This is a genomic window from Poriferisphaera corsica, from assembly GCF_007747445.1.
Taxonomy (GTDB): Bacteria; Planctomycetota; Phycisphaerae; order Phycisphaerales; family Phycisphaeraceae; genus Poriferisphaera; species Poriferisphaera corsica.
Genome location: NZ_CP036425.1, coordinates 2,382,511 through 2,406,098, shown reverse-complemented (window position 1 = coordinate 2,406,098; position 23,588 = coordinate 2,382,511). Strand labels below are relative to the sequence as shown.

The following is a 23,588-nucleotide window of genomic DNA, read 5'->3' as shown; positions in this document are numbered from 1 at the left end:
GAATGAGGGGTGGCTGGTGAGAGTCGTTGATTTGTCCGAGTTGATTGGATTGCGTGGCGATCGCAGAGCACGGCTTATTGATGTCTCATGTTGTTGATACGCCATAACTAATGATTAGATAGATGGATGTTTGAATGTTTGATTGCTGTCATGGGGTGATGCCAATCAATGTGATCTGATTGTGAATGGGACAGGTGGTCAATCGTTTGGAGGTGAATGGCTGATTCGCTGGGTTTATTAATTAAGTAGCTCGCTGGAAATCACTCGTATAGAGGGGATGTGAGATGGGGGGTGAGGGAGAGGGGGGGGCGGTAGAGGTGGGGATAGAATGGGATGAGGGTGAAATGATGGGGGGGAGGGGATTATGGGGTTGATCGTTGATAGTTTTGGATTGTGAACTGGGGGGTGAAATGAAGTGATTGGTAAAGAGGGAGGCCGACGTCTGAGGCTTGGAGGGTGGCGTGTGTGGCGTTTTGGGAGATGGCCTGATTGAGGAGGAAGTGCATGAGTTGGCGCGCGAAGCCGTTGCGTTGATGATCGGGATGGATGCCGAGACAGTGAATCCCTGCGATTTTGTAGGTTATTTCGTCGTTGCTTTCGGTATTGGCATGGTGTGTGATATGCAAAACCGCTGTGCCGACGGGGGCGTCTTCGTGCAGGGCGAGGTAGTATTGGATGTCATCATAGGTTTGGCTGAGCAGGTGTTCAGGGATCTGGTATTTGAAGGCGTGCGGGTAGATGGATGACCATTGGTGGGCGAGGGCGGGTGTGTTGACGCGGATGATGTTGAGTGGTTTGCGGTGGGTGTGGGGGGCAGGAAATTGAGGTGTGTTGTGGAGTGGCTGAACCATGGCGGTTTGGGTTGAACGACGTGTGAAGCTGGCATCGAGGAAAGCCTGCTCGTGGGTGTGATCGGAGGTGAGGTTGAAAAAGGAGATGGTCATGTGCGCAGGGATCGAGGGGAGGATTTGGTTGATTTTGGTGAGTGATTGCTTGATGGGGTGTGTAGATGAATCGACGGTGAGCCACAGGCGGTTGGGCCAATCTGAATTGGGGGTGAAGAGATAGGAGAAGTGCGGGGTGTGCTCGACTTTGTTGAAGGGTGCGGCAGCGGTTTGCCAAAGTGAGGTGAGGTTGTTGATGTTTGCGGTATTGAACATGGCGGGTGTGTGGCATGTGGATTGAATCATGGTGGCTGGCTCGTCTGTATGTGGTGAGGTCATGGTAATGTAACTGTCAGGGCTGCTGAGGTATTTCATTGCTTTTGCGGAGAAAAGAGATTGTGAGGGGTGTGGTCTTGAGTGTGATTGATAAGTCTAACAGAAGGTTAGGCTAAATATTCTATAATTATGTGTAAATAAGCTGTAAAAATAGGGGTATCGTGTAGGTATGGTAAAATAGAGTTGTGGAATGATCGAGTTAAAGGTTACAAGATGGGTTTCACTTGTTATAATGCCTGTAGAAAAAAATAATGAATGACAAAACGCGGCGTTGCTGCGAATCATTTTCTAGCTGGTTTTGGTTGGTTTAATAGTTTGGTTGGTCACGAGGGAGTATGGCTGCAAAGCCTGGGAGTGGTGTCACTATCTGTTTCTGTGAGAATCATTTAAATGATTCGACGGTTCATGTTGACGTACATATTTGTTGGTTGCTGATGAAGGTGTGTGTTGTGTGAGGCAGTTATGTCTTACGGCAGATTTGTTGTGTTTACTTCTTGTAAGCATGATGATTTGCTTAGGATGCAACTGTGCTTGTTTTGTGTTGTTTGTGTGATGCCCGTGTGTGTATGGGGAACGGGTAAGTTGAAGTAATTATTTTGGATCTACAGCGAGGCTGCATATGGTATTGATGCGTAAATCAGGGAGTGATGTGATGGTAACACTTAATAGTCGTTCGGTGACGAGCCGAAGCGGGGTTGATATTGCGAATAAGGTGCTGCGTGATTATGGGATTGAATTGGTGACAAGCCAAATGAATCGCCAGTTGGCGGTGATGAATGAGTTTGCAACGTTACGGGTGATGCATGATGGTGAGATGGTGTGTGAGGCGGGGACAGGTGAAGCGGTGATTGAGAAATTGGGCGAGCTTTTGCCGAATGCGGATTTGAGGAAGCGGCGTGTGTTGGTGACGGAAGATTATGGGCGAGAGGTATTGGAAGTGATATTCGCGGATGGTGGTGGTAAGGCGTAGGTTGTTGGGAGTACGTAGAGAAAGCGTAAGCAAGTGCGGGGTGCAAAGGGGACGTGGCTGGAGAAGATGGGGAGATTGTGGCCAATGTGTTGAGTGGCTATTGGGTTGAGATTGGATGGTGTGGGGGAGACAAGGGCTCTACTGAAAAGTGGAGTTCTTGTTTTATATAGGTGGCGGTATGATGTGGGTATTCAGTATGGGAGTATTTGGCGATGAGCAAAGAATACAAGAAGATCTACCGTTTATTGGGTGAGCTGACAATGATTCGTGCGGAAGATGGTGTGAATGCGGATGTGTTGGCTGGGCGTTATGGCGTGGCGAAGCGGACGATTTTCCGTGATATTGAAACGTTGCAGGAGACGGGGATACCGGTGTTTTTTGACCATGGGAGTGGAGGGTATCGTGTGAGCGATGCGTTTTTCATGCCGCCGGTTGAGTTGACGTATGAGGAAGGGTTGGCAGTGTGTACATTGTTGAGCCATATTGCGGATGGTGGTCAGATTCCGTTTATCGAGCCGGCAAGCCGGGCGGTGATGAAGCTGAAGAGTCAGATGGGTGATGAGCTAAGGCGAGAGCTGAGCGAGATGGACAGGCATATTGGGGTGCATCTGGCGGCGAGTAGCGAGGGGGAAGAGGTGAGGGATGTGTATGAGCGCGTGAGGGATGCGATTGTGGATCGTGTGGTGTTGGAGTGTGAGTACGAATCGGTGGGTGGCGGTGAGGGGGGGGCTTTTGAGTTTGAGCCTTATACGCTTTATTTTGGGAAGCGGGCTTGGTACGTGTATGGGATGCATAGTGGGCGCGGTGAGGTGAGATGTTTGAAGTTGCAACGGTTTGCAACTATCCAAGAGTTAGACAAGAAATTTGTGATGCCAAAAGATTTTGAGGTGGCGACGCACTTGGGGAATGCGTGGCGGATGATTCGTGGGAAGAAAAGGCATGAGGTTGTTTTGCGTTTTGATGCGGGTTTTGCGGAGACTGTAGCGGATACACGATGGCACAAGACGCAGGAGTTGGTGTATTTGGAAGATGGCGGATTGGAGTTCAGATGTGAGGTGGATGGGTTGGATGAGATTGTTTGGTGGGTTATGGGGATGGGGCCGCATTGCAAAGTGATTGAGCCGCGTGAGTTGGTGGAGAAGGTGAAAGGATTAGTGAAGGAGATGGCGACTGTGTATGACGGTGTGGATGTTGGTGTTTGATAATGTAGGAGAGCGATATAGTCTTTGTGTGTTTGGAAAGAGAGGGAAAGAGACTAGGTGAATAACACGGGGCGAAGAAATTAGTGTAAATATAGGATGAGCCTAATGACAGAAAGGGGGGTTAGGCTCCATATGAAGATATGCTTGTTTACACCGAATTTTTATCCAGAGGTAGGTGGCGCGGAACGAGATGTAGATTTATTGGCGATTGAATTGGGGAAGCGTGGACATGAGGTTGTGGTGTTGGCTGGGAAGTCAAAGGGGGAGATGCCTGAGTTTAGTTATGAGGTGATACAGTACTTAAGGCCACCGAAGCAGAATATGTGGCCGGAGGTATTGGTGTGGCCGCTATTGAAGGCTCATCGCCGTCATCGATTTGATGTAGTTTTGTCATTCTATGCATACCCGAATGGATATGCTGCGAATCTGTTTCGGCGATTAAGCGGTGTACCTGTGCTAACGACTCCACGAGGGGGGGATCTGTATCCAAATTATCATGGTTTGAAGAAGATGCGCGTTAGTGGTGTGATTAAGCGTGGGTATGAGGGCGCGGATGCGATTGTGTCGATCTCGGATTGGTTAACGGGGCGGCTGCATGAGGTGATGGACAAGCCGTGGCCTCGGATTGAGACGGTGTATAACGGGATTGATTTGGATGAGTTGGATCGGATGAGGGAGTTGGTGAAGGAACACGAGCCTGAATTTTTAGAGGAGATTGGTGGGCGGAAATTTATTTTGCATTTAGCGCGGGTTGCTGCGGTGAAGCGGCCCGAGTTGGCGGTACGAGGTGTCAGTAAAATGCGCGAGATGTTTGAGAAGGAAGGTCTTGTGTATTTGATGGTAGGGGATGGCGGGGCGTTTGAATCGACTAAGCGATTGATAGATGAACTGGGGGTAGGCGACTTGGTGAAGATGCTGGGAACAAGGGTTGGTTTGGATAAAGCGTGGTTATATGAGAATGCTGAGTTTTTTGTATCGACATCCCGAGAAGAGGGATTTGGTAATGTGACGATTGAAGCGATGTCGCATGGCTTGCCAATGTTGGGATCGAGGATTGGGCCGCATGAGGAGCTGATAGAGCGGTATGGCTGGGGGAGGATATTTGAGTCGGGGAGCGTCGATGATTTTTGTGAGAAATTGGGTGAGATGTGTTATGCGGATCTAGATGCGATGAGTGAGATTGCAATGAGTACACGTGAACAGTTCGTGTTTGAAAAAATGGTTGATGGGTATGAACAGGTGCTTTTTGATGTCGTTGAAGGGGCGAAGGGCAATCGTTCTGTCGAGAGACGTGCGCTTGAGATTAAATAAAAGTCAGTTGTCAAAACAGTTTGAAGAGGGATGAGTACTTCATGTCTGCACCTGTGATCACCATTATTAATGTTATGTCGTTGCCGTTTTCGGGTGGTACATGGTTGAATCTGATGTTGGGTGCTGGCGAGGATGCGTTTTCGATCGGTGAGTACCGGGATGTGATTTATAAGGGGCAAGGCTATGCGGAGTGTGTGACACATGATACAGGTTGTGAGGTGTGGCCAAAGGTAGATGTGAATGATGAAAGTGCGGATGTGTTTTTGCAGTTGGCGGAAGTGACGGGAAAGAAGGTGTTGGTGGTTAATGGGAGTCGGAAAACGTTTGAGTGGCAACGTCACCAACGGATACGGCCGGTGGTCTTGTATTTGCAGAGAGATATGCGGGCATTGGTTGCAAGTGCGTTACGGAAGAATGTTCATGGTGGATTTATGAAAACTTTACGGTCGTATGCGCATGAAGAAGTGCGGATGCGGAAAATTATTAAGCGTAGTGGGTTTGAGCCGGTGAGTGTGTTGTCGTATGAGAAGTTAAAAGCGGATACTGCCGGTGAATTGCAACGGGTGAGTCAGGAGCTGGGGGTTGCGTTTGATGAGGGGCAGTTGAGTTACTGGGAAAAAGATCATTGCTATATTGGTGGGAATCGGGGAACACTGCTAAACATGTTGGTTCAGCAAGATAAACAAGGGGAGCATATTTTGAAAAAACATCAGCAGTCGGGTGATATTAAATGGGATTTTTCGACGTACTCTAAGAAGCAAGATCTTGCTTGTTTGACGGATGAGCGTTGGCGGAAAGAGTTGAGCCAATGGCAGAAGTTTGTGATTGATATGACGCTGCTGCCGTTTAGCCAATTGATGAGATTGGGTATATAGCGGAAATGCGTGTGAAAATGATAGAAAAAAACAAGACCTCCCTGAAATGTGGGAGGTCTTATCTTTATGGAGGTTCTAATTTAATGTTAGAAGTTGAGTTATTGGAGGATTGTGAGTGCTGCGAGGTACCAGCCGGACATACGTGAGCCTGGGACGAAGGTGATGGATGAGATCGCCTTGTCGGGTTCAGGGTTGGTGACTTCGGTTAGCCAAAGGTGCATTTCACGTTTTTGTGGGGTGATGTGTTTCCAAGCTTTGACGGCTTTACGCATTTCGAGGGTCTGCATGAGGCCGCCGGAGTTGACTTCAGTGATGAGTGATTGGGAGTTGGCTGAACCGTCTGCGTAGTTGTAGATGACTTTGGTGATTGTGGTGTCGCGAGCGAGAGCCCAGAGTGAACCATTGAGGACGGCGAGTTGCTTGGCTTTGACGTTGTCGAGTTTGATCGTGAGTTTGGTGAGTGATTCTTTGGGGGACATGAGAGAGTTGCCGATGACGACAGCTTTGGAGCCTGAGGTATTGAAGGTGATGCCTTCGAGCTTGTTTTCACCGCCGGGGAGAGACGCGACGTTCCAGCCGGGGGCGAAGTTGGTCCATTTGGTTTTGTTGACTGTTTGAGCTTTGCGGAGATCAACGAGCAGGCCGTCTTGAGGGCGTAGGTCGCGTGGTGAGTAGACGGTGTTGTAGATGTCGGCAGCGAGGTATGGGAGTTCGGTTGGTTTTTCAGTACGGTCAGACCAACTGTATTCGGCTGCGAGGATGAAGGCAGTGAACTGATAGAAGTCACGCTCCATCGTGTATTCAGTGGGGTAGTAACCACACCAAGTGGTTTGCATGATGCCGTCGATACCGGCTTCTTTTGCAGCGTTGGTGAAGAGGTAGACGTTCATGGGTTTGAACCATGTGCATGCGATGACTTTGTTACCCATATCACGGAATTGCTTGAGTGAGGGGTATTGGCCTTTGTCGTTGTAGTGCCAATCGGCAACGACCACTTCCTTGGGGAGATGATCACGCATGTACTTGGCGGCTTCTGCGGTACGAGCGAGAGCTTCGAAGTTGTCGTCGGTGCCTTTGTGGAGCATCATGTCGCCCCAGATCATGGTTTTGATGTTGCGATCTTTGAGCCAATCGGTGAGTTTAGTGAGATGGTTTGCGACGAGACGAGAAGCTGCTTCTTCGTCTGTTTCATTGCCACAGAATTTGCAGTCGGGGTTGGGGAATTGGCCACGCATGGTGACTTCATCGTGCCCGAGGTGGAAGGTTTTGGGCTGGAAGACTTCGATGACTTCTTCCATGAGTGTTTGAATGAACTCGTATGATTTGGGGTTTTTGGTGCAGTAAGCGTATGGAGTGGTGGGGTCTTCGACGATGTCTTTGTTTTGACCGTTCTGGAACATCCACTGACCGTGGCCGGGCACGTTGAGTAGGGGGATAGGCTCGATAAAGTTTTCACGGCAGAGCTTTACGAGACCTTTGAGATCCTCGTTGAGGACAGCGTTTTTCTTGTCAGCGAGATCGGGGAATGAATTCCATGTGGCGTGGTCGACTTGGATGACAGCATAGTTCATCTTGTTGCCGGCCATGACGCGTTCGATAAGTTTTTCGTGGAATGGGACACCCTTGAGAGATGGGAACCAGTGTGCGCCACGGCGTTTCATGGTTGGGAAGTCTTTGACGGTGAGTTTTTGAGCGTAGGCGTTGCCGTCTGCGTCGCGTGTGATGATTTGGCGGAGCGTGTGGAGGCCGTAGAAGGCGCCGCGGGCTGATGGGGCGATGATAGTGATGCCTGAGTTGTCGATGGTGACTTGCTGGCCTTCTTCGTTCTTGAACCAGTGAGCATTACGATCGAAGTCTGTTGTGTAATCAGCGCTTAGAGCATCATTGCTGATGCGTATGATTGTGGTGTTGTCGGAAGAGTTGGTGATAACGGCGGGGTTGAGGCTAATTGTGTTGTATGTTTTGAGGATGCGCTTTGCGGCAGGTTCGAGGCGGGTTTCGCCTTGAGGCTGTGAGATAGCGATATTGAGTTTGTCGTTGAGCGAGATCGTGCCTGCGGCGGTTTCGATCGATTTTGGTTGTGGGACAACGAGAAGCTGTTTTTCAGGGAAAGTACGTGCGTTTTTGATTTTTGTGAGGGCAGGGGTGATGGTGAGTTCTTTGGTGGGAGCGACGTTCTTTTTGTTGGGGGTGATCTTGATGGTCATGACCACATTGAGTGGATTGTCGTGGCTGATGGGGCGAGCGGGAACGCCGATGCCGCACCAGAAGAGTGGGACGGGCTTGGCCCATTCCTGAGGATCAAGACGCGCATCGAAGAAGCGCACTTGACGGTCGGTTTTGATGTCGAGTGTGAGCTTGCCAAGGCGTGTGTCGAAGGTGAGGGTTTTGAAATGTTGAGCGAGATCGTTCTCAACCTGATTGTTTGTTTTGGGAAAGATGGGGACGTGGCCTGTTTTGTAGCCTTTGGTGGTGAAGGCTTTGTAGGGGCGGTTCGCGAAAAGGTTGGCGTTGAAGTAACCGAGGTTGCATTCAATTTCGCCGGGGCGATCGGTGAGCATGACGCCGTCGTATTGAACACGGAGTGTTTCGTTGTCGACTTTGGTGATGGTGTAAGTTGAGCGGTAGTTAGGATCTTGATCAACGGCAGTGTAGACGGGTCGGCCTTGCTCGTTGGTTGTTTGAGTGACTTGGAATGGTCGTGATCCTTGATTGTAGATCAGGCCGGTCCAGCCGGGTTTGACGACGTAGAGGCTGGATTTCCATGTGATGGGGATGCCATCGTAACGGATGGCGAGGCCCTTGCCGTTGAGGGTAAATTCCCACGGTGTGTCATTGGTGGTTTCTTGAGCGGAAAGTTGCCCGCAGATCGTCAGTGCGAGCGTCATGAATAGGATCATGAAGCGTTTGAAAAGCATAAACATCTCCTGAGGGGAAAGTGGCCCCATCAATAAATCCCGGAAGCGTTTTAGTAACGAACAGTGTTGCAATCTTGATTCCATCGTTATTCGTTTTGAGTGCCGGATTGTGGGCATGAAAAACAATGGAATTTATAACAATGTAACAGTGAAGCCTTATAGTTTCAATCATAAAATGGTGGATAATGCGGTCTATTGTCACGACATGCATTGGTTGGCGGTACGGGGTAGCAGATGTGAGAAATATATGACGTAAACATTTGCCAATGAGTGATTAACATTGTCACATTTGTTGCGCGATCGGCCTATTGTTGAAACATTTGAGGGTGTTAGTGTTATAGGAAAATGTCAAAAATTCATTTAAAGATTCTAGTATAAGACCTATGAAGGTGTTATACTTTGATCGTTAAATGTATGTTAGTTTAAGGCTTAAGTTTCTCTTGTATCTTTGTGTCAATTTATGAGCATATAAGCTTACGAAGAGGCTTTGCGGGGTGTTTAAATGGCCTGTATTGATGAAAAATTATCATGCAATATGCATGAATGACAGGATGGGAACCGCTGGCTGCATCGGCATTTCTTCAAGTAGGGGATGCTGTATGCAGCGGCATTTTACTCGCGGGTGGATAGGGCTGACTGAATGTCAGGTAGTGTTTGAAATAAACACGGTGTGGCTGGATTGATAGGCGCTTGGTGAGTGCTAGATTCGTGTCTTAGTACGAGCTGATCGGGATCATTGAGGGGCATTTTGATTATGCATCAGTTGAAATTACCAGTACAAAATAAAAATCAGCCGTTACATGAATGTGTGAAGGAGGCTGTGGTTGAAGCGATCAATGAAGGGGTGTTTAAGCCGGGGGAGAGGATATGTAGTACGAAGGAACTAAGCCGGCAGTTGTCGGTGTCGGTTGTGACGGCTCATCGAGCGATGCAAGAGCTGGTGACGTATGGTGTGTTGGATAGGAAGCAAGGGTTGGGGACATTTGTAGTTGATAAGTTGGATCAAGAAAAGCGGAAGAAGCGGCTGAGCAAGATTGGCTTGGTGTTTCATCGTGAATCAATGATCGGGGATTATTTTCACAGTCAGATCGTTGATGGGCTTCGTCAGGCAGCAAATTTGTTGAATGCTGAACTCACGATGTTGCATTTTGATAGCGAGATGATGGGGAGTAATGATGCGTTTGTGTTTGTAAATCCGACGGCAAATGAACTGGACTATTTTTGTTCTAGGTTGGATAAGGGGACGAATGGTGTTGTGGTGGCGGCGAAGGGGGAGACACTGAAATTACCAGCGATCGATGTGGATAATGTTGATATGGCCTATCAGGCGGTTGAACATCTGTATCAATTAGGGCATCGAAGTATCGCGTATGTGGGTGGTACACATAGGTTGAGTAATAATGCAGATCGTTATGCGGGGTTCCGAAAAGCGTGTGAGCAATTTGGGATTGAGGTTAATGATCGTTTTATGTTGGAAGCTAATGGGGCGAGGTTGGATCGTAATGAGAAGATTTCATTGAGTACGGTGTTTGCTTCGTCAAACAGGCCAACAGCAGTGTTTGCAGCTGGGTATTATTTTGTGCTTGATGTTTATGAAACTGCGATCACGTTGGGATTGGAAATACCAAAAGATTTGTCAGTGGTTGGTGTCGATGATCCGCCTAGTGCGATGTACTTGTCGCCAACGCTGACGACGTTGCGGCAACCTTTGGTTGAGGTTGGGCATGCAGCACTGTCGTCGCTGATTGATATGCTTCGTAATGATGCGAGCGTGAAGCCTAATCAGTTGTTGAGAGCAGAGTTGGTGATTCGGCAATCGTCGGGGCCTCCGGTGGGGTGATCGTTTATTTAGTATTTGATAAGCCGCATATTATTGTGGCTTTTTTTGTGAGTGGTGATCTTTGGATTGAGGTATGGCTATAAAAAAAAGTCCATCATGATGATGGACTTTTTTTTATAGCCATTATGTGAAAGTTATGGGCTTTCGATTCTTTCTTCGTCTGGGTACCAAAGGATCTCGTAGAGGCTCTGGTGAGGTGAATCAGTTTCGATGAGTTCTTCGGGTGCGTAGTTTGCTACGTGGCCATCAACAAATGACCAGTTACTGCTGCCACCTTTCCATGTGAACTCGTCGATATCCATGTGGCGGCTGTAATCTACGATAGATTGAACGTTTTTGCCCGCGAGACGACCACCGCTGTAGCCGATGCCGACGAAACGGCTGGTCCGTGCTACGTGACCGAAGAATGGGCTGGAGTACCAACCGCCACCGCCTGCGTCATTCCACCATGGGCAATATGCTTCACCGAAAAGAATTACGCTTGTAGCTTTTTTAGCGTCAGCGGTGAATACGGTTTCTTCATTAACATCAGGATATGATGTTTTGTAAAAGTCAGGCACTGATGTTGAGAAGATATTGATACTGTAGGAGCGTTGTGCGTCATCAACATCACTTGGGCATCTAAAAATGCCGCCGCCGTATGAGTTGCCGTCGAGAGGCTGGACATCGCCTGGAACATAGCTGCCGATGACAGGTTCGCTGTACCAAAATCTTTCGCGAAATTTGCCTGTAGCGCCTGAATTTGGATCAATACCCATCTCAGTTGGAAATTTACTGTCGTTATCTACAGAGTATGCAACCATTGCGATTGTAAACTGACGCATGCCGCTCTTACATTGAATGTTCATAGCTGTTCTACGAGCAGCGCCGAGAGCGGGGAGCAGGATGCCGATGAGAAGGGCAATAATAGATATGACAACGAGAAGTTCGATCAAGGTGAATGCAGAACGACCGGTGTTCTTCATTCTTAAAAGTTGGTTTGCATGCATCGCGATACCTTCCTTTGGTTAAAAGTCTTCTTAGCAACTTTTATGCATTTAATGTTTAGTCAAGTGACTCGGTTCTGGACATGTGTCCTTTGATTACGGGTTAGGGTCGTATGGGACCAAAACAAAGGGGATGGGGAGGCAGCTAGCGCCGGGGGGTGTGTACGTGAGTTCAATGGTTTGGATTTCTTTGTTTGCTTTACGGGCAAAATTCTGGATGAGAACAACTTCAGGAAATTGTTTCCATGTGATGTTTTTGCTTGGGATTTGGATTGTTCCGCCGCGTTGGGAGCCGTGGTTGACTTTGAGAACCATGGCGCGGTTTTGACACCATTTGCCAGTCCCTTCTGGGGTGTAGGCGATAAGGGCGAGATTACGCTTGTCAGAACTTTTCCAGTTTATTTTGATGTTATAGATAGCACCGTAGTTGCCTTTGTTTGTTGTAGGCAGGTCTGCGATATGGTCATAGCCGGTCATCCATGTGTCACGTTTACCATCGGCGAGGATGAGTTGCTTGATGCCATCAGCAGTGTCGTAAACATGATCTTTTTCTGCTGGTGTGACAAGGTAGTCAGCTTGCTTGAAGAGGCCTCTGCCAGCGCCTGAGCGAGGATGGTCTTTGAATTGGCGGGGAAGCTTGGGGAGTGTGTCGATGACGGTTAGTGGGTTGTCTTCGGGATCGGCTTGGAAGACGGTAATGCGTGCGCCTTGGGAGATTGTGAATTCATGCCAAGCGTGGACGAGGTCATCTTTCTTGGTGATGTACTTATCCATTTGCGGGTCGATGACCATGCGTTCACCGGGCTTGAGTCTTCTTGCACGCTTGAAAGGTGGGGCTGCTTTGAAGAAATCAGTCATGCCTTCTTTAGCTACTTTTTGATAGTAAGAGCCAGGTGTTGGGAAGGCATAGCGAGTGAATTTGAAGATAAGCGGTTCATTGCCGAGGTTTTCGATGACGGCTGAAATTTTCTTTTTGGGTGATGCAGGCGTTGGGACATGGTATGTGTAGAGGCGGACAGTACCTGCGCTGACGCGCTCTTGCATTGCGATGCCGTTACCGATGTGGAAGTACTCGGGCATGTCGGAGAGGAGGAATTGTGGGCCATCAATCGGTGTGCGTGTTAATTCGATGATGGGTGTTGATGTTGTGGTTAGGTTTAATTGGGGTGCATTGATTTGTTGGCCGGGCTTTGATGAGGCTAAGGCTTTGCTCAGTTCCCCGTCTGCACCAGACGGAACCTGCGCATTTACGGCTGCTGTAAACAGCAGCGTGCAAGCACATAGGATGAAGCTCGGGTAAGTAAGTCTCATGGAAATAGATCCGAAGATGACTGCCAATACGTATAAAACCTAATGTAATTTTATAATAATCATGGAACAGTTCAATATCTTATATGGAAGTAATAGTAATACACAAACAAGTGAATAGCTTGTGCATTGTAAGTATATGATATAAATGACCTTATAAATGCAATCAGGAAGGGTAATGGTAGGAATATATGAAAATTACACACATTCTGGATAAAAATATTGCGGTATATTGATGTGATCGATAGAAAAATGGCAAAAAAGCACTTCGATATAATGAGAAAATGTATGGATTAGTATGCCAAGAGTGGAACAAATAAAGTATTGTTTCATGATGTATGTCATACCTGATATGACGTATCTTAAATATGACAATCGATGAGGTGATGGCATCAATAGTCATTGATGAAGAACATTCAGAGATCACAAAAGACGGCTTGACTATGAATGTCGGGTTGGATTTGTTTCGATAGGAGTTTTTGATGAGTTATTTGGGTGCGCCTGACATGAAGAAGCAGCTTGAAGAGATCATTCATTGGTATGAATTACGGCAGGATCAGGGAGGTGGATTGGGTGTAGATGAATTGATGGGTGAACTTGACGGGGTGATGGCTCATGTGAGGGATCAATTTCAGGAAATGGAGATCTGTAGCAGGTTATCTTCACAAGAGCCGGATGATCTGGAAGCGATTAAGTTGCTGCGGCCGGAAGGAGACCGAAGGTTGGTTGCACGGTTGGCTGATATTGCGGATTTCGATGATCGATTGATGGGGGCAATGATGGGTCGTTTTGCGGGTTGTACGTTGGGTGCTGCGGTTGAGCTGCTAGAGATTGATCGAATGAAAGGGTTGGCGGAGATTGGTGGTGATGAATGGCCGCCGATGGATTATTGGCAGTATGTGACGAATGGTGATGTGTTGCGATATACGAAAAACCGTTTTATTGATTACACAAGAGATCGCATGTGCGGTGTGCCTGTAGATGATGATATTGCCTATACATTGATGGGATTGATGGTTGTTGAACGTTTTGGTCCGTGCTTTGGTACTGCAGATGTTGTGGCGATGTGGGATGAGTTAATTCCCATTGCGTACACGGCTGAGGAACGGGCCCTTGAGAATTACCGAGCGGGTGTTGATGTTGAGAAGATTGGTGAAGTGAATAATCCGTATGTTGAATGGATTGGTGCATGGATTAGGTCAGATGGATGGGGGTATATGTCGGCGGGGTGGCCGGAGGTTGCGGCTGAGATGGCGTACCGTGATGCAGTGGTTAGTCATAGGCGGAATGGTGTGTATGGTGAGATGATGTTTAGTGCTGCTATTGCTGCAGCATTTACGTTGGACTGCCCATTGAGAGCGATTGAGATAGGGTTGCAGGAGATACCGGCGAAAAGTCGATTTGCAGATGCGATTCGATGGGCATTAAGTGTTGCGGATGATGTGACGGATTATCAAGATGCACGAGATCGTGTTGAGGCGCAATTTAAGGATATGAATATTGTCCATGCGATTAACAATGCGTGTTTGGTTGTATTTGGAATTGCTTTAGGTGGATTGGATATTACGAAAGCGATTAGCCAGACGGTAGCGATGGGTATGGATAATGATTGTACTGCGGCGACAGTGGGGAGTTTGATTGGTGCGGTTGTCGGTAAGGATGGGATACCGGCGCATTGGACTGAGCCATTTGGCGATACAATTCAGAGTTATTTTAATGGGATTGAAAGTTTCAGTATCAAAGATGTTCATGCGCGGTTTATGACTCAAGCCGAAAAAGTGTGGGCATATCATCAGTCGTCTTGATTGTGATAAGCTTGTTATTAGCGACGAGGAAGGTCATGCGGCGACCAGCGCGGGATAGAGAGCCTACGATCTTTTTGGCTCTGATCTAATGAATGTGAATCAGCGTCGTGTGATGGATTTTCAAAGCGTTGTTCAATGACACGGCCCCAGTATGCGTCTGAGAGTTTGTGTTGTGAGTAATTGTTACCGGTGTACTCACGGATCACAGATTGCCAGAACAAGGTTGCTTTATCGTAGCCATCGATTTGTTTGACGTGCCAATTACCTGAATACATGTCGAATAATGTATGCGCAAACCATTTACCAATGTTACGGTTGCGTGCGTAGGGGCAGACATAGAATTCACGGATATCGAAATTACTTGCGTTGGTTTTTGTAACGATACTGAAGCCGATTGGTGTCATGCCTTGATAGAGGAGATATCCGTCGTTTTGATTGTTGATATCAGAGTCTAATTGAAAGAGGCCGTTCAGGTCTGGTAGTTTGCTGGTATAGGGTGAAAGTTCTGCTTCGTAAGATTGGGCGAGGTTGAGCCAAATGTGATGATTATTTGCGATGACAGGACGCACTTTAAGCTGCTTACTAAGTTTCATGGTCAATTATTGGCAAGCAAAATTTAGAAGTCACGTGGATGGCAAAAATGATGAGGTAGATTGGGGGAGTATCTTAGCTGATCTATGCAGGGAGAAGCGATTTCGGTTGGTTATGCGGAGCCCGTTCTGGCTTGTGATGTGTTGGCGGCGTCATCTGTTGTTTCTTGCTGCGGCTTGTCGGTTGGGTATTTGATGCGTGCATGATAGATAGCACAGAGGGTCTTGACGATGGCCTGCTCGATCTTATTGAGTTCAGAGAGGGTAAGGTTACATTCGGAGAATTGGCTATCCATGAGACGTTTGTTTGCGATATTGGAAACCAGTTGTTCGAGGCGAACGGGAGTCGGCTCTGGAAGTGTGCGAGCAGCTGCTTCAAGACCATCGCAAAGAAGTAGGATGGCTGCTTCTTTGGTTTGTGGTTTTGGGCCAGGGTAACGGAATTCGAATTCGGAAGGGGCGACTTCGTCTTCAGCTTCCGATTGCTTTTTCGCCGCGTGGTAGAAGTACTCAACGAGTGTTGTGCCGTGGTGAGATTCTATGAAGTGGCGCAATGGTTTTGGGAGTGCATATTCGCGAGCCATTTCGATGCCATCTTTGACGTGTCCGACGATGATGAGGAGTGACATGGCGGGCGAGAGTTTGGCGTGACGGTTGGGGCCACCACCTTGGTTCTCAATGAAATACATGGGCTTATTGATTTTGCCTATGTCGTGGTACATGGCACCTACACGGCAGAGCAGGGGATCAGCATGGATTGCTTCTGCTGCGGCTTCGGCCATATCGGCGATGCGTAGTGAGTGTTGGTATGTTCCGGGTGCTTCTTGGGCAAGACGCTGGAGGAGCGGCTTGGACGCATCATTGAGTTCTCGAAGTGTCATGGCAGTGGTTACGTGGAACACAGTCTCAATGAATGGTAATGAGCCTTGTACGCACATACCGACGATCATGCCGGACGTGAGAGCGTAGGCGGATGCGATGAAGATTGCTGTATATTCACCGCTGAGATAAAGCGGTTGTGTGGCGAGGCCAACAATAATGGTAGCGGCAGCCATTACGACGCCGGCGATGGTACCAACTTTGACGATCGTTGAGCGTGTTGAAACACTAGGGAGCATTGCAGCGCAGATGCCGATGCCTGCAAAAATAATGAGACCTACTGATATTGCGAGGTTGAGTGAGAGCATGATGGCTGCGGTGAGTGCGGAACCCATTGCGAGTGCAAAGCGTTGGTCGTATACGATTGAGACGATAATGGTGGCGAGGATGACGGGGAATGTTGCTGTGAAGTAGAGGCTATTAGGCCATAGGTGGGTGGTGAAGACAGCAACGAATTGGCATGTGATGAGGATGGTTGTTAGTGCGATGCCTCGCATTGGGTTGGTTACTATGCGGCGGTTGTAGGTATAGATGTAAATCCAGATGCAAGTCGTGATGAGGAAAAACATGCCGTATATACCAAGCCGTGTAACGGTGATGGTGGTTATGCGGTTGTTGATAGCTTCAAGTTGCTGAGGTGTGAAGGAATCGAGTTCATCTCGAGGGTATGTGCCGAGGAAGGCTGCTTGCTCTTGTTTGATAAGCGATATTTGCTTGTCGGTCAGGATTTGGCCTGCAGGCACCAGCACGAGATTAGCGTCGTAAGGATCACTAATAGGTGGAATTGCGGCGGCAGCAGCGTTCTTGCGATCGGCAGAGAGTTGATGATTGATTAAGTAGTTCGGCTCATTGTCGGCAAGTATGTATGAGATGAGAATGGGTTGGATATTCTTGTCGAAACGAGAGACGAGTTCACGGAGTTCTTCTTGAATGAGCTGCTGGTTAGACAGATCAAAGAATGTACGTGTATTGCGTTCGTCATTAGCGGAAGGCAATCGGCCGTTTGGGCCGGGTAGATTTTGAAGCCGAATTGAGCCGAGCTCCGCCTGATAGCGATTGGGACGAATAATCGGAACACTTCCAAAGAATCGTCTTAGGAAGTTATCGATATCGTTGTACCAGTTTTGGCTAATCTCACTGTTATTGTTGACATACTCTTTTCTGAGGGTCTGTATCGTTTCGTCAGTGATGGGTATTTCCTGCCCATTGATGATACGCTCAGCTTGAGGGATGTCCGCTATTTTTTGATCGTTTTGTGCGTACTGAATGAGCTTGTTGAATTGGTTGCTTAGCTTGTCTAGATAGGCGATGTTTGGGGTGTAGATGTTGAGAGATTGATTGCGGGCGGCTTGTCTTGCGGCTTCGGTTTGCTCTTTGTTCTCGGCTTCAAAGGAAACGCGTGTGACAATGGGGCGAGTGATGAGTTGGCCGACTTCGTAATTGGGATGCTCGACAGATTGAATGGTAATGAAACCGCCAAGAAGCGTCATGATGATGATGAAGATTGAGGCCCAGAATAAATCTTTGCGGTCGATCATTTCAGCCCATCTAGAAAAACTAGATTTCTGCTTGCCAATATTACGACGTACTTCTCGCCTGCGAGCAGTTGATGATTTACCGTTGGCCATAGTTGCCTGAAGGCGACTCCATTGGGTGTGTACAGTAACCGAAGTTACAGAGGCTTTATTATATAGCCTACTGAATGGTCATCGGTTATATGCACGGGTTACTTGCTGGTCCTATAAAGCTGTAAATTGCTTACTTGAGCTTTAGGGGGTTGGACCCCGTGCGATAGCAAAGTTCGTATAGATTTTACTGCGAAAAGTCACTTTGGCTAGTATCAGTCTGATTTGGGGTGAAATTATCATCAGTGCTGATATTGTCGTAATCCTCGTCCTCAATGAAGTTTAGATCCGATTTCTTTGGCTTTTGTTGGCCATAAGCACGAACAATTCTTTGGACAAGTGAGTGGCGAACGATGTCGGTGGGTTGAAGTGCGACTTGAGCAACGCCTTTAACGCGTCTTAGGCGGCGAATGGCGTCAATGAGGCCCGAATCGTTTGGCTTTTCAAGGTCGATTTGAGATGTATCGCCTGTAATGATCATTTTCGAACCATGACCTAAACGGGTAAGGAACATCATCATTTGAGGTTTGGTCGTGTTTTGTGCTTCATCAAGGATGACCAAAGCGTCATTGAGTGTGCGGCCGCGCATGAATGCAAGTGGGATAATTTCAATCAAATCACAGGCCATGAAACGCTCGATGTGATCAAATTCCATCATGTCATGTAGTGCATCAAGCAGGGGACGCAGGTAGGGGTTGACTTTGTCCTGCATCGTGCCGGGTAGAAAACCAAGTTTTTCACCAGCCTCAACTGCGGGTCGTACCAGGACTAGCTTGCGGACTTCACCGTGCTTGAGCATGGAGACAGCAGCGGCAACAGCGAGGTAGGTTTTGCCCGTTCCTGCGGGGCCAACACAGAATGTGAGGTCATGATTTAGGATGGCATCCATATATGTCTTTTGGCCATCGGTTGCTGCGCGTATGCTCCTGCCACGAAGGTAGACATCTAATTGATCCGATGAAGAACGTTTGATGTGGTGCTTGGATGGCGTAGCTGCAATCGGTTCAGATGCGCTTGTGGCGTGACTATGGCGATGACGTGAAGCTGTCGCGATCGTATCAAGTAGGTCTTCACGTGACATGGGCTTGCCATGTTTAGCGGCTTCGATGAGCTTATCTAATACGTGGGCTCCTCTGCCAACGGGCTCAGAATCGCCCGTCATGCGAATCGTGTTATCACGCGCAGTGATATTGATACTTAAAGACTCACGGATGATCTTTAGATTTCGGTCAGATATCCCCATCACTGGAATTTGGTAAGTAGGGTCTGGTAATGTGATATTCAATTCCACGACGAGTTTCCTTTGCCTCAAATCAAGCGTGAGATTAGGTACATAATCCGCTGAATATTCTAGCGTATTTGAAGGAAAAAATGGCGGAATAGATTATTTTGCTTTTTGATCGTGAAGAAGCTTTATGTATTCAACAGGAGCAGGGATGATCACTAGGCCATCAGGTCGTTCTTGTTGGAGCAGATTGCCTTTATCATCATAGCATGAGAGAACGGGGCTGGCATCAAGACCGGGCATAACTTCAAGCCAATATTGATTATTTGCATCTTCAGATGGATAGATTTTTCCAATCATTAGTGCAAGTTTTTCTTTATTTTGATTGAAGCCATAGAACGCGAAATCTTGTTTCTGTGTCAGTGGTAGATTGGCAAAAACTAAGATACGTTCTACCTCGGAGAGGTATTTATCGAGAGGCACTTTCCACTCAAGCATGTTTTCTTTTGAGTCTTTGTCAATTGTGACGGTTAGGTTTTCGCCAAATCGTGTGCCGGTCATGGCTGTGCTGGTGGTATCAGGTAGACGTTCTTTCTCTTTTTGCCGTATTGTAACTTCGATACCCTGGTTGGGATGACTGATAGTTTTTCGAAATGACCAAACTTCAAACTGACGGTCTAATGATTCGAAGTAATCTTGCTTGGTGTCAACAGTTTGCGATGGTAATTCTGCGTGTGCATTGATCTCAATACGTATTCCCAGTTGGCCTAGCTGCTCTTCAAGCTTCTTTTTGATGCGCATGTGGCCGATGTCTTGATTGTTCTTGATTAATCGAAACCATTGCTCTTTGTTTTCAGTTTCGGAGAGTAATGATTTAGACAGTGTGGCGTAATCGATACGCTCTCGTAAAGCCAAGCCATTTTCAATTAGGTCTGAACGATAGTTTTCTAGCTCGTCAGGAGAGGTAAGCTGGATAGAATCGCAAACTTGATTGTAAACTGAGGTATATGTATCGAAGTCGGATGCTTTGCATTCAAAATCGATCATAGCAAACGTCATTGGATCAATTTTGATGAAAGTTTGACCGAATACCCAATCGCCTTTTTCCTTGTCTGGTACGTAAAGGTATCGCTGGAGAGCTTCCACTTTGCCGCCAAGCTTCAAGAGAGTATCTTGCGTGGGGACTGCAGAAGGGTAGGCGAACATAAATTTTAGATCTGCTGTAATCGCAATATCAGCTAATTCAACGGCTTTGGGGGGAGTCAGGATTTTGACCGAGATTAAAAAATCCCCGGAACGAGTGTATTTAACGAGTGAGCCATCACTCGTATTATTTAGCTGGATCGTATCAGGTGGTGGTGCTAACGAAAGTCCGTACGCATATTCCTGCCAACGCTGGTTGTGCTCAAATGAGGTGACGGCATCTTGTGAGAAGACTGATCGTGGGGTGAAGATCACGCCAGAAATCAATAAGGTGATCAGTAAGAAAAGCAGATCGTTCTTGATTGAAAATAGTGCTTTATGCATGCTGTATATACGTATCAATGTGTACTTAGGATGATTGAAGGCATTCAATTTCTACGATTTTGACTCATATTCGTGGAAATTAGAGAGTATGCCTGACATGATTTGGTTGTCAGTCGCAAAAGCTGGGAACTTGAGCTCATTTTTCACCGCATTGGTCATGTATATAACCCAATAATCGGTTTGGTTTTTTGTGATCACAGAAATCCACTGTAGTTGGATATCTTGTTGACTATCAGCTTTCGTATCACCCTCAGTCAGGATTGTCAGACCCTTGTAGCCATCACGATTTTGTGTTTCCACAGTTCTGTAGCTGTTTATTTTGACGGGCATTGTTATGGAAAAGATCTTTTTCGCGATCTGTTCTATCAATTTTTGTGGGGGCTCTTTTTTGTTGAGTTTAATAGATGCTACGCAGAGCTGTAGCTGAGGTGATTCCGGATCAATAAACGTCCAAACGTCAGAGGATTGGAAAGCTTTTCGCCAGAAACTGGTCAATTTCTTCAGTTCACCCCAATGTCCTGGTATCGATAGCGATACAGGGGTGCTATTTGTTGGCTGCAAAATAATTTGATTCGTATTATTTTTAAATAGCGAAGATTGGGTGTTTTTATCGCTCGATTTGACGGATTGATCGTCACGAGCCATCAAAAAGGCCCCTAGGCAAGAGATGCTGAAAACAATAAACATCGTTGCGGAGATGGCAAGCTTTCGATATCGATGGATTGTGTCCGGTGCAATCATGTCTACATCATACTAGCGATTGCTGAGTGATGGCAATGTATTGACTTATTCAGTGACGTTAAGCTGCTTGATGAAGTGGTACGTTGCAGTCTGGCAAATACATATGGTCTTCTTTGAAAGTTGTATCTGTAGCACGGTCGTTCAGATGGGTTTGAATAGAAGCCAGTATAGATTCTGATTGAATTTCTGGTCTATTTTGATGGTCGGACGGATCATACAGGACCTGGAAATTGAAAGACCGTATTAAGTATTTGTTGATTTTCGTATTCTGGCAATAAACCATGTTGTCGTCTTGATCGTAATTGGCAATAGCTGCTTTTATATGTGCTAACTTGGATAATGTGAATCGTGGCAAAATATGAAGTGTGCTAGCCAGATTGTTCAAACGTTGCCACTGGATGAGATTGAGTGCCGAGCTTGCAGTGATCAATAAATGTATTTCACATTCGAAATGTATGCGGTCGATGATATTCCAAATATATTTTTGTTGTGCATCACCAAGATCGTCAGGAATACACTCACACACCATGATAATTCCTTGGCGATCTTGATGATAAGCATCAACAAAAATATTGCTTGATTGATTCAACGTCATATTAAAATGAATCCTATTCAATGAGAGTTCAATCAATCGGGCGAATTTCTCCCCATCCGCCCCGCTGTGCTACTTCTGCAGTAAAAGATTCAGTCATAAATAACTCACTTTCAAATAGAAGTTGGTACAGCTTGTAGCAAAAAATTAGGCTGCTTGCTTGGTGTAATATCTGTTGTGGTAACGATATCCGTAGCCATAGCGATAGTAATAATGTTTGTGGCGAGATCTCTTTTGATCGGTTGCAATCATGCCGGAAACAGGCGCGTTATAGCTTGAGAGTACTTTCTTTGCTTGGTCAATTAATGCTCGAGGGGTTCTGCTCATTCGAGCAATCAAAATAACATCGTCACTTTGTGAGCCAAGGATGCCAGCGTCAGCGAGTTCGATTACAGGTGGCGTATCGATGATTACGTGATCGAATGAAGTACGTAAATGCTCAAGTAAATTTTGCATACGTTTGCTGCTGAGCATCTGTACAGAATCATTATTGGCTCTTCCACCAGCTGGTATGACAAAGAGGCCATTTGGTGATAATTCATGAACAATTTCGTCCAGCTCATATTCACCGCGTAGATAGCCAACTAGCCCACGCTTTGTACCTAAGTGAAGTAGCTTTTCAAAAGTGGGCAGACGCAAATCGGCTTCAATCACAATCACTTTACGATTGTGTAGTTCTGCAAAACTCAATCCAAGGTTTAACGATGTAATCGTTTTGCCTTCTTGGGGTGTTGCGCTTGTGATTGTGTGCACAAGATGTTTTTCATGATTCCATCTGGCTAATAGAGATGTTCTGATTGAACGGTACTCTTCAGACATAACTGCACCTGGTTCGCGTAAAGCAATCAGCCGATCATCGACACAATTGATCCACTCAGGCGTGGCTTCAATGATGAGATTATCTGAAGCGGTGAACGCCTCAGCAGCAACAGCTTCTTCAAGGTCATCACGGCAAGCTGAAAGAGTTTCGACATCATCGATGTTGATCTCATGGCAAGTTTCATCTGAAGGCCTGGCCGTTGTGTCTTCTGAGGCCAATAGCTTGTCTTCAGGTTGTTTGTTTCTTTTTAGAGCATCGAATATGTAACCCATTATTGATTCCCTGCCAGTTTGTATTTTGTGGGTTGATGATTGAGGTCATCTAATTGGCCAATGGTTGGTACCATATCGCACAGTACTTGCTGAACCATGCTTGGCGTAATAATGTCACGATCTTTTACTAATCCTAGTAGAAGTGCGTTGTCGCAGATCACGTTGATAAGTCGAGGTATTCCGTGCGTGAACTGGAAGATATGCCTAAACGAATCGTTTTCAAACGATACGACAGGGCTGGTTGGATTTGTGCTCGCAACGCTAATGCGGTGATCAATATAGCCAGTCATATCATTGAAACTCATTGGATATAGTTCTTTGGCTAAAACGATACGCTGACGTAATGCACTTAAATTATCTGTAGCGATACGATCTCTTAGCTCGGGTTGGCCAATCAAAATTAATTGAAGTAATTTTTCGGTATTGGTGTCGAAATTACTAAGTAATCGTATTTCTTCTAATGCCTCATTGGATAGTGTTTGTGCTTCATCAATAAATAGTACGACAGGTTTCCCATTTGCCACACGCTGTGCTAAATAGTGATTAAGTGATTCGAGCAATGAAGCGTGGTCGTACTTGCGCTCAACTTCAATATTTAATGATCGGACAATGTGAAGTATTAGCTCGGTTCCGGTTTTATGCCCATGCAGAATTTGAGCGATCGTGTTAGTGCTCGCAAATTGCTCTAGCATGGCACGCCCAACAGTCGTCTTACCCGTACCGATGTCACCGGTTACCAGCACTATCCCCTTTCGCATGCGTATGGTGTATTCCACAGCCGCGAGTGCTTCCCGATGTTGTTCGCTTGCGAAGAAGAAGCGAGGGTCCGGGATATTCTCGAATGGGGGTGTATGAAGTTGGTATCGGTTGAGGTACATTATA

Annotated in this window: 18 protein-coding genes; 6 read left to right on the top strand and 12 right to left on the bottom strand. The window is 46.8% G+C overall.

What is annotated here, in order from left to right; all coding sequences use genetic code 11:
- Window positions 1-362 precede the first annotated feature (362 nt).
- Complete coding sequence (locus KS4_RS09920) at window positions 363-1,190, bottom strand: GNAT family N-acetyltransferase (RefSeq protein WP_200761138.1); 828 nt, start codon at window positions 1,188-1,190, stop codon at window positions 363-365.
- A gap of 649 nt (window positions 1,191-1,839) precedes the next feature.
- Here KS4_RS09920 and KS4_RS09915 point away from each other — a divergent pair.
- From KS4_RS09915 to KS4_RS09900, 4 genes are all read left to right on the top strand, one after another.
- The gene (locus KS4_RS09915; RefSeq protein WP_145077535.1) at window positions 1,840-2,190 is read left to right on the top strand and encodes a hypothetical protein; all 351 of its coding nucleotides are present in this window, start codon (window positions 1,840-1,842) and stop codon (window positions 2,188-2,190) included.
- Between the two features lie 212 nt (window positions 2,191-2,402).
- Window positions 2,403-3,392, top strand: a complete 990-nt coding sequence (locus tag KS4_RS09910; RefSeq protein ID WP_145077533.1) for a helix-turn-helix transcriptional regulator — start codon at window positions 2,403-2,405, stop codon at window positions 3,390-3,392.
- 132 nt (window positions 3,393-3,524) lie between these two features.
- Window positions 3,525-4,703, top strand: a complete 1,179-nt coding sequence (locus KS4_RS09905; protein ID WP_200761137.1) for a glycosyltransferase family 4 protein — start codon at window positions 3,525-3,527, stop codon at window positions 4,701-4,703.
- A gap of 41 nt (window positions 4,704-4,744) precedes the next feature.
- Entirely contained in the window at window positions 4,745-5,578 is an 834-nt protein-coding gene (locus KS4_RS09900) for a hypothetical protein (protein WP_145077529.1), read from the top strand.
- 98 nt (window positions 5,579-5,676) lie between these two features.
- Here the strand turns inward: KS4_RS09900 and KS4_RS09895 are convergent, their stop codons facing one another.
- A complete protein-coding gene (locus tag KS4_RS09895) occupies window positions 5,677-8,496 on the bottom strand; it encodes a family 20 glycosylhydrolase (RefSeq protein ID WP_200761136.1) in 2,820 nt (939 codons plus the stop codon).
- A 754-nt stretch (window positions 8,497-9,250) separates the two neighbouring features.
- On the opposite strand from KS4_RS09895, the gene KS4_RS09890 reads away from it, so the two are divergent.
- Complete coding sequence (locus KS4_RS09890; protein ID WP_145077525.1) at window positions 9,251-10,336, top strand: substrate-binding domain-containing protein; 1,086 nt, start codon at window positions 9,251-9,253, stop codon at window positions 10,334-10,336.
- A 134-nt stretch (window positions 10,337-10,470) separates the two neighbouring features.
- Here the strand turns inward: KS4_RS09890 and KS4_RS09885 are convergent, their stop codons facing one another.
- Both KS4_RS09885 and KS4_RS09880 read right to left on the bottom strand, forming a co-directional pair.
- A complete protein-coding gene (locus KS4_RS09885) occupies window positions 10,471-11,325 on the bottom strand; it encodes a prepilin-type N-terminal cleavage/methylation domain-containing protein (protein WP_145077524.1) in 855 nt (284 codons plus the stop codon).
- Between the two features lie 93 nt (window positions 11,326-11,418).
- Window positions 11,419-12,633, bottom strand: coding sequence for a hypothetical protein (locus tag KS4_RS09880; RefSeq protein ID WP_145077522.1), 1,215 nt, complete (start codon window positions 12,631-12,633; stop codon window positions 11,419-11,421).
- A gap of 479 nt (window positions 12,634-13,112) precedes the next feature.
- Between KS4_RS09880 and KS4_RS09875 the strand changes: the two genes are divergently transcribed.
- A complete protein-coding gene (locus KS4_RS09875; protein ID WP_145077520.1) occupies window positions 13,113-14,435 on the top strand; it encodes an ADP-ribosylglycohydrolase family protein in 1,323 nt (440 codons plus the stop codon).
- Between the two features lie 17 nt (window positions 14,436-14,452).
- Here KS4_RS09875 and KS4_RS09870 read toward each other — a convergent pair whose 3' ends face one another.
- The 8 genes from KS4_RS09870 to KS4_RS09835 all read right to left on the bottom strand — a co-directional run bounded on the left by KS4_RS09870 (window position 14,453) and on the right by KS4_RS09835 (window position 23,584).
- Entirely contained in the window at window positions 14,453-15,028 is a 576-nt protein-coding gene (locus KS4_RS09870; RefSeq protein ID WP_145077518.1) for a hypothetical protein, read from the bottom strand.
- Between the two features lie 110 nt (window positions 15,029-15,138).
- On the bottom strand, window positions 15,139-17,532 hold the full coding sequence (locus tag KS4_RS09865; protein ID WP_145077516.1) for an HD family phosphohydrolase: 2,394 nt from the start codon (window positions 17,530-17,532) through the stop codon (window positions 15,139-15,141).
- Between the two features lie 184 nt (window positions 17,533-17,716).
- On the bottom strand, window positions 17,717-18,820 hold the full coding sequence (locus KS4_RS09860; RefSeq protein WP_200761135.1) for a PhoH family protein: 1,104 nt from the start codon (window positions 18,818-18,820) through the stop codon (window positions 17,717-17,719).
- A gap of 93 nt (window positions 18,821-18,913) precedes the next feature.
- Window positions 18,914-20,281, bottom strand: coding sequence for a hypothetical protein (locus tag KS4_RS09855; RefSeq protein WP_145077514.1), 1,368 nt, complete (start codon window positions 20,279-20,281; stop codon window positions 18,914-18,916).
- Between the two features lie 51 nt (window positions 20,282-20,332).
- Window positions 20,333-20,926 carry a hypothetical protein gene (locus tag KS4_RS09850; RefSeq protein ID WP_145077512.1) on the bottom strand — a complete coding sequence of 198 codons (594 nt, stop codon included), beginning with the start codon at window positions 20,924-20,926 and terminating at the stop codon, window positions 20,333-20,335.
- A 154-nt stretch (window positions 20,927-21,080) separates the two neighbouring features.
- Window positions 21,081-21,617, bottom strand: coding sequence for a hypothetical protein (locus tag KS4_RS09845; RefSeq protein ID WP_145077510.1), 537 nt, complete (start codon window positions 21,615-21,617; stop codon window positions 21,081-21,083).
- 144 nt (window positions 21,618-21,761) lie between these two features.
- The gene (locus KS4_RS09840; RefSeq protein ID WP_145077508.1) at window positions 21,762-22,706 is read right to left on the bottom strand and encodes a CpsD/CapB family tyrosine-protein kinase; all 945 of its coding nucleotides are present in this window, start codon (window positions 22,704-22,706) and stop codon (window positions 21,762-21,764) included.
- Window positions 22,706-23,584 carry an ExeA family protein gene (locus tag KS4_RS09835; protein WP_145077506.1) on the bottom strand — a complete coding sequence of 293 codons (879 nt, stop codon included), beginning with the start codon at window positions 23,582-23,584 and terminating at the stop codon, window positions 22,706-22,708. Before KS4_RS09835 ends, KS4_RS09840 begins: the two co-directional genes overlap by 1 nt.
- Window positions 23,585-23,588: the final 4 nt, after the last annotated feature.

Excerpts from the sequence above, each read along its gene's own strand:
- KS4_RS09920 (WP_200761138.1), bottom strand. The coding sequence starts at position 1,190 with ATGATTCAATCCACATGCCACACACCCGCCATGTTCAATACCGCAAAC.
- KS4_RS09915 (WP_145077535.1), top strand. The coding sequence starts at position 1,840 with ATGGTATTGATGCGTAAATCAGGGAGTGATGTGATGGTAACACTTAAT.
- KS4_RS09910 (WP_145077533.1), top strand. The coding sequence starts at position 2,403 with ATGAGCAAAGAATACAAGAAGATCTACCGTTTATTGGGTGAGCTGACA.
- KS4_RS09905 (WP_200761137.1), top strand. The coding sequence starts at position 3,525 with ATGAAGATATGCTTGTTTACACCGAATTTTTATCCAGAGGTAGGTGGC.
- KS4_RS09900 (WP_145077529.1), top strand. The coding sequence starts at position 4,745 with ATGTCTGCACCTGTGATCACCATTATTAATGTTATGTCGTTGCCGTTT.
- KS4_RS09895 (WP_200761136.1), bottom strand. The coding sequence starts at position 8,496 with ATGCTTTTCAAACGCTTCATGATCCTATTCATGACGCTCGCACTGACG.
- KS4_RS09890 (WP_145077525.1), top strand. The coding sequence starts at position 9,251 with ATGCATCAGTTGAAATTACCAGTACAAAATAAAAATCAGCCGTTACAT.
- KS4_RS09885 (WP_145077524.1), bottom strand. The coding sequence starts at position 11,325 with ATGCATGCAAACCAACTTTTAAGAATGAAGAACACCGGTCGTTCTGCA.
- KS4_RS09880 (WP_145077522.1), bottom strand. The coding sequence starts at position 12,633 with ATGAGACTTACTTACCCGAGCTTCATCCTATGTGCTTGCACGCTGCTG.
- KS4_RS09875 (WP_145077520.1), top strand. The coding sequence starts at position 13,113 with ATGAGTTATTTGGGTGCGCCTGACATGAAGAAGCAGCTTGAAGAGATC.
- KS4_RS09870 (WP_145077518.1), bottom strand. The coding sequence starts at position 15,028 with ATGAAACTTAGTAAGCAGCTTAAAGTGCGTCCTGTCATCGCAAATAAT.
- KS4_RS09865 (WP_145077516.1), bottom strand. The coding sequence starts at position 17,532 with ATGGCCAACGGTAAATCATCAACTGCTCGCAGGCGAGAAGTACGTCGT.
- KS4_RS09855 (WP_145077514.1), bottom strand. The coding sequence starts at position 20,281 with ATGCATAAAGCACTATTTTCAATCAAGAACGATCTGCTTTTCTTACTG.
- KS4_RS09850 (WP_145077512.1), bottom strand. The coding sequence starts at position 20,926 with ATGGCTCGTGACGATCAATCCGTCAAATCGAGCGATAAAAACACCCAA.
- KS4_RS09845 (WP_145077510.1), bottom strand. The coding sequence starts at position 21,617 with ATGACGTTGAATCAATCAAGCAATATTTTTGTTGATGCTTATCATCAA.
- KS4_RS09840 (WP_145077508.1), bottom strand. The coding sequence starts at position 22,706 with ATGGGTTACATATTCGATGCTCTAAAAAGAAACAAACAACCTGAAGAC.
- KS4_RS09835 (WP_145077506.1), bottom strand. The coding sequence starts at position 23,584 with ATGTACCTCAACCGATACCAACTTCATACACCCCCATTCGAGAATATC.